Raw genomic sequence first — 8,913 nt, 5'->3', positions numbered from 1 at the left:
TGCATTACCGTTGATATGATTTGAGACATTTTTTTAAATTTGAAAATGAGTGAATTTGAAGATTTGAAAATGAATGATTTACACATTTTCAAATCTCCAAATTTTCAAATTATAATACAATCGCCTTATAATCTGGCAACGTTGGTCTGATTGCAATAGCGCCATCGATAAGTGCCAAAATGCGTTCTCTTTCGGCACCGCTAAGCACCAAACGTGGTGGGCGTACTGCTTCACTACCCAAATCAACTCTTGATTCAGCTAACTTGATGTATTGTACTAATTTTGGATGAATATCTAGTTCCAACAATGGCATAAACCAACGATAAATACTAAGAGCTTCTTCGTAGCGACCAGCTTTTACTAATTTATAAATGGCCACTGTTTCTTCAGGGAAGGCACATACCAAACCAGCCACCCAGCCGTCAGCACCCATTACCAATTGCTCCATAGCAATGGTATCTACACCGCACATGATTTTGAAACGGTCGCCAAAACGATTACGCATTCTGGTTACGTTGGTCAAATCACGTGTAGATTCTTTTACTGCCTGAATGTTTTCGCACTCTGCCAAAGAAGCAAACATATCCAGTGTTACCTCAATTTTATAATCTACAGGGTTGTTGTAAATCATAATTGGAAGCTTCGTTGAATTAGCTACCGCTTTGAAATATTCTACTGTTTCGTAGTCATCAGCTTTGTAGCGCATTGGAGGAAGCATCATCAAACCAGCAGCACCCCATTCTTCGGCTAGTTTAGCCAATTGGATTGCATCTCTGGTAGCTCCTTCAGCAATATTTAAAACTACTGGAACACGTCCAGCTACCTTCTCAACGGTAAACTTTACCAACGCTCCTTTTTCTTCAAGACTTAGTACACTTGCTTCGCCCAAGGTTCCGCCAAGAATGATACCGTCGACACCTGCTTCGAGTTGGAATTGCAAGTTTTTGTCAAATAATTCAAAATCAAGTTGGTCATCTGCACCAAACTTTGTCGTCACAGCGGGAAATACGCCTTGCCAATTGATTGCCATAGTTCTGTTGTTGTTTTTTATCAAAATTACCCAAAACCTAAGCGGGTCAAAGGTTGATTTTTAATCAATTGTAGTCAGATATTAACCTATTTGTAGGGCGAATAACTATAAAATTGTTTATATTTAGCTAATTAGTAGAAAAGAGTATTAGGTCATCGCAGAGATAAACAAATTTTAGCTTTTGGGAAATGGATTTTGGTAGTGAAGGTTAAACTTAATTTACAGATAGCGTACCTACAGATTCATGTTGAATCCTTTTAACAAGTATTTATACAAGCAATGAAAGTCTTACAATTTACCATTCCCGTACCGCACGATCATACGATTATTGTTCAGCAGGACATTATGCCGTATTTCTATCCACATTTGCATAGGCATGAGGAGATTCAGATTACATGGGTGCAGCAAGGTGAAGGAACTTTGATTGCGGATAATAATATGCACACTTTCAAATCGAATGAGATTTTTTGGTTGGGTGCCAACCAGCCACACATGTTTAAGAGTGACCCAAGCTATTTTTTACCCAAAAGTGAACTAGAAATTCAAGCCTTGGTGCTATTTTTCAATCCTCATGGACCCTTATCGGCTTTGTTTAATTTGCCCGAAATGCTCAATGTAAAACGCTTTTTACAACAAAATCCCAACGGTTTTAAGATACCAGCAGAAAAAGCGGAGGAAATCTCGACCAAGATGATGCTCATTTACGAACATATCGGTATCGAGCAAATGATTCATTTTATGGATTTGTTGCGATTAATTTCTAGCATAGAATCGCTAGGGGCACTTTCGGAAGGATCACGACCAAAGCTTTACAGTGAAAATGAAGGTTTGAGAATGAGTAATATCTATAATTTTATCATTCAAGAATTTGAAAAGCCTATTACCCTCGAAGACGCAGCTAATAAAGCCCACATGACACCACATGCTTTTTGTAGATATTTCAAAAAGCACACAGGTCATACCTTTTTATCTTTCTTGAATGAAGTACGTATTAATGAAGCTTGTAAAAAACTCACCAACGAATCTCCCATTGGTATTGCGCAAGTAGCCTACAGTTGTGGTTTTAATAGTATTACCAACTTCAACCGTATCTTCAAACGAATCAAAGGCAAATCACCAAGTGAATATTTGGAGGAGTTTTTTAAGTGAGAAAACTAACCGATACTCAAGGCTTGATGTTCAAGTTTGACATTGAATTTTATTTCAGCCTTTAATGCTCGAAATACTTTTACAACGGTGTCGATGGTAGCACTATTGGCACTATTTTCTAATTTTGATATTTGAGCTTTTTGTACTCCAATTAACTTACCAAGTTCTTCTTGTGTGAGGTTTCGTTCTTGTCGGGCTATTTTAATCATCCTTCCCAATAGCTCCATACTAAGCTCATATTCGTATTCTTCTCGCTCTGAAGTGCCAATTTGTCCGATATATTTATCTTTCATTTCAGCTAAAGTGAATGTTTTCATTTCTTGGGTTTTCATAGACACTACTGAATATTTTTAAGGTTATAATACTTTTCTCTTAGTCTAATTGCTCTATTGATTTCGTTAGCAGGAATTTTATCTACTTTTTTGATAAAACCATGTGTGGCAATAACCAAGGTTTCTTGTTGATTTGTTTTATCCCAAAATGCGAGAAGCCTTATTTGCAAACCTAAATATTGAGTTCGAAACTCCCAGATATCATGTTGTAGCTTTTTGAACAACTTGGGATCATTGGTTTGTTCTGCTAAATCGATATTATAGATAATTTTTCTAATGATTTTAGCATCTAATGAGGCAATAAAATCATTCGCTTCTTCCATAAATATGGTTTCAAAATATTTCATTTTTGGAAATGGTGTAAAACTTAAAAGTTTCTAAATTTAGAAACTTTTTTAACAAATCCATATCTTTACTTAAAGAAAAAATGGTAAAAATTTAGAGATTACAAATATCTAAATCAATCAAGCGCCGAAGGTGCGAAAGACTCCAGTATAATTGGTATTCTTTCGCACCTTCGGCGCTATAAAATGACTTTTATTTGTAGAATAATTTTGATTCTTTATTGAGTAAAGGACAACTCCTCACTCATCATTCCAAACTTCTCACTCCAAAAACTCTTCCTGCTGTTTTGCCTGTATGGGCTTTGATGGTTACTCTGATTTTATCTTTATTAGCGGTAAAAGAAGTATTTAGTGGATAAGATATATCATAAAACTTGCCAGTTGCTCCCCCTTTCAACTCTTGTGTTGCCAATACTTGACCGTCTACTAAAATATCGAAGAAACGACCTTTGTCGTCGCCAATATAGGTCATCAAAATGGATGCTTGAGTTGAATTAGCTTTGATTTTTAAGTCAAATGAAAACGAACCTCCTTTTCTGACTTCACGACCTGTACGTCCTAGGGCATCGCTCACGTAGGACTCGCCATCGATGGTAAGGTTGTGGTCGCGCTCGGGTTGCATTTCGCCAATTCTGAAATTATCTACTGTTTTATCTTCTATCTCTTTCTGACGTTTTTTCTCTGCTTCATAAGCGGCCTTTTTCTCTTCCCAACCTGCTTTGGTGAAATAATCCCAATACACGCTGTAGTGTTGTTGATAACTTTGATAAAAAGGAATCAGGGTTACTTCAAAAGGAACGGCTACTTGTTGGGTTTTGAAAGTTAAGGGTGCATTTTCCACACTTTTTACCCACTGATTTACATTTTTATTGTCGGTCAACAAAACAGGAATACCATACACTGGATCTGGGTTTTCTTTGCCCAATTGACCTGCCAATACCAAAGGCCCGTACAGTAAAGCAATACGATCTTTGTTGTCAGGCATACTTTCGCTATAAACTTGCATAGGCATTTCAAGCGATATTTGGTCTTGATTTTTCCATGTTCTGTCTACCACAATATAACCACTGGCATCTGGCTCCGAAGCAACAGACTGTCCGTTGACTTTCACCTGAACACCGTTAGTTGCCCACCAGGGTTTACGAATTTTAAGGGCAAATTTTTGAGCCTTGCGGAGTTCTAAGGTAAGTTGTGAGTTGCTCTGAGTTGGGTATTGTGTTTGTTGAGTTAAGACCAAGCCTTTTTCTTTCCAATTCAGACGAGAAGGAATAAATAAGTTCACAAACAAGCTTCCATCCGCACCTTGAAAATAAATACTTTCGTTGTACTTTACATGGTTTTCCATGCCACTTCCAACACAGCAAGTAAAGGTATTGAACTGATCACTGAAATCTTTTTTAGTCCCCATTCTCAAGGGTACAAAATAGCACATCATACCACTTTCGGGGTTTTGTGATGCCAAAATATGGTTGTAAAGTGCTCTTTCGTAATAGTTTGTCAACTCGCTGTTGGGTTGCCAAGTAAACAAATGGCGTGTCAGCTTTAGCATATTGTAGGTATTGCAGGTTTCGCAAGTATTATCGCTCAAATGCTCACTCAATTTATCAGGCTCGCCGCAGTACTCGTAATTACTATTTCCACCAATCACATAAGTATGATGATGTACCATAATATCCCAGAAAAAGCTTGCGATCGTTTTATCAGACTCCAGTCCCGTTAGTTCGTATTGTCGGGCACTACCTATGGCTTTGGGTACATTGGTGTTCGAATGTTTGCCAGCCATTGGATTAATACGTTTCGACAAAGGCACCATAACAAAGTCGTCATAAAATTTATAAGACAAATCGAGGTATTCTTTTTTACCCGTAATCGCATATAAGTTCGCCAACACCTCTGCCATTCCGCCGTATTCACATTTAAGCATTTTTTGTAATAACTCTGGCGAAAGTGGATTGACGGTTTTTCCTGTCCAATCGGCCATACCTGTCACTACGGCTAAAGCTTGTTGGTTACCACAGTACAAATAAGCATCCAATAAACCCGCCATAACTTTATGAACTGTGTACCAAGGACTCCAACCGCCGTTAAGGTCAAAACCTCCAGACTTGATTTCGCCACGAGATACTTTTGTGAAAATCGAATCTTCTTTTGGGATAGCGCCTACATAGCCCGTTTTGCGAGCTTTTTGGCATTCTGCCAAAGCCGTTACCATCTCGTTGACACGGTCTTTAAAAACTTTTTGCTGTGATGAAGCGTACATCATCGCACACGCCGAAAGATAGTGCCCAAGCGTATGTCCCGAAAGACCTTCGCTTTCCCAGCCACCATACACTGCGCCCTTGGTAGGTAAACCTGCATTGAGATAAAAACGATGCAACAAACGTTGTGGCTCGATACTCAACAAATACGCCGCATCTTTGTCCATCGCATTTTTAAATGGCGAACCTTCCAATAAAGTCACTTCGTCTAAATCGAATGGATAGGCTTGTAAGGTAACTTTGGGTTGTACTTTAAAGCGTTTATCAACTTTGAGAGGGGTATAATTTTGGGCATTTATTTTTCCTAAAAACAATACACAAAAAATAGAGAGAAGGGTAAGTTTTTTCATAGTAAAGAAAACAAAGGCTTTTATCCAAGAACGATATCGTCAGATAAAAGCCCTTACTTTTTAGTCAAATCGTTGTGGATTGAATGCTTGAATATCGATACTAGTAGGTTTTTCACTGATAATTTCTTCGACCAGTTTTCCTGTACCTGGTCCCAAACTAAGTCCCATCATCGAGTGCCCTGTAGCAATTACGACGTTGTCATAAGTACTAGTACGACCGATATAAGGCAAACCGTCGGCCGAACAAGGTCGGAAACCATGCCAGATGTCTTTTTCAGCAGGGAATGCAATATCAAAAGTTGGTAAAAAGCTTTTAACGGATTGTAAAATTCCTTTTACACGTTGGAAATTCGGAGGAGTATTTGTCGAAACAACTTCCATGGTGCCTCCCATACGTATTTTGTTACCATCCATTGGCGTTAATGCCACACGACCTTCGGCCAAAATAATAGGATGGTTAATTTTATGAGGACTATTTTCCAAAGTCAAAGAATATCCCCTACCTGCCATCAGTGGAAGTGTAATATCGACCAATTCAGCTAGTTCACGACTCCAAGAACCCGCCGCCACTACTACTGCATCGGTAGCATATTGCTGTTTGTTGGAACGGATATGAGTGATTTTACCATTTTTTTTCTCAAAACCTGTAATACTTTCATTCGTTTTGATTTTGATACCTTTTTGCTGTAAATCTGCGATAAGATTCTTCATCAAAAGATTTGGATATACATGGGTATCGCAATTAAACTGTAGTCCTCCAATGGCATTGAGAGGCGTTTGTGGTTCTAAAGCCTGTAATTGTTCTTTATTGAGGTATGTTACATCTAATCCTAACTCATGTGCTTTTTCGACGGTATGATGTGCGTGGGCAGCAACGGCTTCTGTTTGGAAAATCTCAAGCATACCTTTACGCTCGTAACCAAAGTCAAAAGAAGCGTTCGCTTCCCATTCTTCAAATAGTTTTTGACTCAATAAAGAAATATCTCTCAAGGGTACTGCCGAATCCTCCACATGTTGTGGATTGGCACTTTGCATAAATTTGAAGCCCCAATTGATTAACGCTTTATTCAAAGCAGGTTTTACATAAAAAGGACTTAATGGATTAAACATCCATTTGATTCCTTGCCAAATAATCCCTGGTGCTGCCAAAGGCACAAAATGGCTCGGACACACATAGCCTGCATTGCCATAAGAACAGTTATCCGATAAATCTCCTTTATCAAATACCGTCACTTTATAGCCCGCCTCATGCAAATAATAAGCAGAACTCAATCCTACAATCCCCCCGCCAATAATTGAAATGTGATTCATGGTATGTTGATTTGAAAATTTGGAGATTTGAAAATTTGAAGATGAGCAGTCACATTTTCAAATTTCCAAATCTTCAAATTCTTCTATTATTTAAGTGAATAAAATCTCCAGTTGGTTTGATAGTCTTTTGGTAAAAGTTTGCGAGAAAGAATAGCGCGCATCATTTCGATAGGGAGCTTGTTCTCTTGCATAAATTGATCATGAAATTGTTGATAAGTCATTTTTTTCGTACCGACTAATTCATCTTTCAAGGCTCTGATTTGTAAGCCTCCAATCATATAAGCTATTTGGTACAATGGGTCATAACCTCCTACAAACGAACGACGTACTTCGCCCTCGGCATTGGCATATTCGTGCCCTACACGGTCTACCAAAAAGTCGATACACTCTTGTGGCGACCATTTACCAATATGATAATTGAGCGAGAAAATAATACGAGCACAGCGGTGCATACGCCAGAATAACATCCCAACGCGGTCTTCTGCCGAACGAGGGAATTTCAAATCATATAACAACATTTCCCAATAAAGCGACCAGCCTTCTACCCAAAATGGCGTTTCGAAACGACGATAAGTCTTATATCTACGGGTCATAAACGACTGTAAGCCGTGGCCAGCAATGAGTTCATGATGTACGGTAGCTCTCGAAAAATGAGGATTGTTGCCACGCATACTCATCATTTTTTGGTCATGCGTCATCGTATTGGTAGGGTATGAAACAATAAACTCTTCGCCGCCCAAAAAGAAAGGATTGACCAACTGGCGCTCAGGACTCATCATCGACAAGCGCCAAGTTTCTTCCGCCAATGGCGGAATCGTAATCAAGTTATTATCTTTCAAAAAGGCGATAGATTCGTCATAGAGTTTGACCATCGCCGCTGGCTGTTGCCCTGGCGGAACGGCCGTTTGCTTTACTTTTTCTAAAGCTGCTTTCCAATTATCACCAAAACCCATCTCACGACTAGCCTTCAGCATTTCGGCATCGCACCACGCAAATTCCTTGTTTGCTATCTCCACCAGCTCTTCTGGCGAGTACGGAATCATTTCTAATTTCAGTTTACGTGTGAGTTCTTCTTTGCCGATAGGATTGCCAACAATCCCCGAAGCATCGTTTTTGACCTGAGAACTTACGGTGGTAGCCTTCAAAAAAGCCGTAGAATAGCCCTTCAACACACTATCTAACTCGGCATAAGGTTTTGCCATCCACCAAGTAAACATTGGGTCGTAGCCATTATAAAAACTGAAAACAGAGTTTAACGCAGATTTTAACCCCAAGGCAATACGACTACCACGGTTAGATAAATCTTTGGTAAGGGTTTTTGTTTCTTTTAATTTGGCTTGTAGACCCGCAATTTGTTTCACACATTGATTAAGTTCCGACGCCAATTTGGGCGAATCGGGCATAAGTCCTCTGCGACGAGCCTTTTCGGCATCATAAATCACCTGTGCAAATGGAAACCAGTTTGCCAACTGCTGAAAGGCGGTAGCTTCTTCCTGACTTTGATAAAGGACATCTTCCCAATCCCTTTTAATCAACAAGTAATCCACACGCCCGCCAGCATCGAGGGCATTATAATCAATTGGCTGTAGTTGCGAAAGGTAAGACTGAGCCAAGGCTTTGAATCGCTCTCTACGCTCAGGAGAATGGTCAATTGTATAAAAACGCTGTAGATTACCACGATCGGCATGATACATCTCGATGAGTTGTCTCAAGGCATCGTTGGCTGTTGTTTTTTGTGCCCAGCTTGGTACAATACCCAACAAAACCATCCCAAAAGTAATAAAGCATAAATTGACGAAGTGTTTCATACATAATGATAGTTAAGATGCTCAAGACGGTTTCCCAAGATAAATGGGTATACTGTAAAATTACTTGATTCAAGAAGGAAGCGCTATGTACATTTTACCAAAATATAAGCAAATATTAACCAAGGATAGAAGGAATTGTTGGAAATGGTGGTAATAAATAGGTATTGGGAAATTTAGATAATGAGAATTATGGTGAAAGTATTATTCTGATTCATGATAGCAGAATAACGTAAGTTGAAAATAATCAGAGGGTTATTACTTTGAAATTGTCTGTAAATTCACTAATATTGAAAAAGTGTTACCTAATTAGGTAACAAAATTCTATATCTAA

7 protein-coding genes are annotated in these 8,913 nt (G+C 38.9%); 1 reads left to right on the top strand and 6 read right to left on the bottom strand.

Going from position 1 to position 8,913, the window contains the following annotated elements:
- Positions 1-109: 109 nt before the first annotated feature.
- Positions 110-1,024 carry a dihydrodipicolinate synthase family protein gene (locus ACOVQ4_RS22600; protein ID WP_421822861.1) on the bottom strand — a complete coding sequence of 305 codons (915 nt, stop codon included), beginning with the start codon at positions 1,022-1,024 and terminating at the stop codon, positions 110-112.
- 285 nt (positions 1,025-1,309) lie between these two features.
- Here ACOVQ4_RS22600 and ACOVQ4_RS22595 point away from each other — a divergent pair, with 285 nt between their 5' ends.
- Complete coding sequence (locus ACOVQ4_RS22595; protein WP_421822849.1) at positions 1,310-2,179, top strand: AraC family transcriptional regulator; 870 nt, start codon at positions 1,310-1,312, stop codon at positions 2,177-2,179.
- 5 nt (positions 2,180-2,184) lie between these two features.
- Here ACOVQ4_RS22595 and ACOVQ4_RS22590 read toward each other — a convergent pair whose 3' ends face one another.
- The 5 genes from ACOVQ4_RS22590 to ACOVQ4_RS22570 all read right to left on the bottom strand — a co-directional run bounded on the left by ACOVQ4_RS22590 (position 2,185) and on the right by ACOVQ4_RS22570 (position 8,582).
- Positions 2,185-2,496 carry a helix-turn-helix domain-containing protein gene (locus ACOVQ4_RS22590; RefSeq protein ID WP_205749543.1) on the bottom strand — a complete coding sequence of 104 codons (312 nt, stop codon included), beginning with the start codon at positions 2,494-2,496 and terminating at the stop codon, positions 2,185-2,187.
- Positions 2,497-2,516: 20 nt separating this feature from the next.
- Positions 2,517-2,858, bottom strand: coding sequence for a type II toxin-antitoxin system RelE/ParE family toxin (locus tag ACOVQ4_RS22585; RefSeq protein WP_166576901.1), 342 nt, complete (start codon positions 2,856-2,858; stop codon positions 2,517-2,519).
- Positions 2,859-3,102: 244 nt separating this feature from the next.
- Entirely contained in the window at positions 3,103-5,463 is a 2,361-nt protein-coding gene (locus ACOVQ4_RS22580; RefSeq protein ID WP_421822848.1) for a beta-L-arabinofuranosidase domain-containing protein, read from the bottom strand.
- Positions 5,464-5,523: 60 nt separating this feature from the next.
- Entirely contained in the window at positions 5,524-6,774 is a 1,251-nt protein-coding gene (locus ACOVQ4_RS22575; protein ID WP_421822847.1) for an NAD(P)/FAD-dependent oxidoreductase, read from the bottom strand.
- Positions 6,775-6,860: 86 nt separating this feature from the next.
- Positions 6,861-8,582, bottom strand: coding sequence for a DUF885 family protein (locus ACOVQ4_RS22570; RefSeq protein WP_421822846.1), 1,722 nt, complete (start codon positions 8,580-8,582; stop codon positions 6,861-6,863).
- Positions 8,583-8,913 lie beyond the last annotated feature (331 nt).

Origin of the sequence: Flectobacillus sp. (assembly GCF_049240685.1) — a bacterium.
Taxonomy (GTDB): Bacteria; Bacteroidota; Bacteroidia; order Cytophagales; family Spirosomataceae; genus Flectobacillus.
The sequence above is the reverse complement of the archived record's forward strand: the minus strand, read 5'-3'. Positions and strand labels throughout refer to the sequence as shown.

What these genes read in the sequence shown, in the direction of transcription:
- ACOVQ4_RS22595 (WP_421822849.1), top strand. Translation starts at nt 1,310, where the DNA reads ATGAAAGTCTTACAATTTACCATTCCCGTACCGCACGATCATACGATT.
- ACOVQ4_RS22590 (WP_205749543.1), bottom strand. Translation starts at nt 2,496, where the DNA reads ATGAAAACATTCACTTTAGCTGAAATGAAAGATAAATATATCGGACAA.
- ACOVQ4_RS22585 (WP_166576901.1), bottom strand. Translation starts at nt 2,858, where the DNA reads ATGAAATATTTTGAAACCATATTTATGGAAGAAGCGAATGATTTTATT.
- ACOVQ4_RS22580 (WP_421822848.1), bottom strand. Translation starts at nt 5,463, where the DNA reads ATGAAAAAACTTACCCTTCTCTCTATTTTTTGTGTATTGTTTTTAGGA.
- ACOVQ4_RS22575 (WP_421822847.1), bottom strand. Translation starts at nt 6,774, where the DNA reads ATGAATCACATTTCAATTATTGGCGGGGGGATTGTAGGATTGAGTTCT.
- ACOVQ4_RS22570 (WP_421822846.1), bottom strand. Translation starts at nt 8,582, where the DNA reads ATGAAACACTTCGTCAATTTATGCTTTATTACTTTTGGGATGGTTTTG.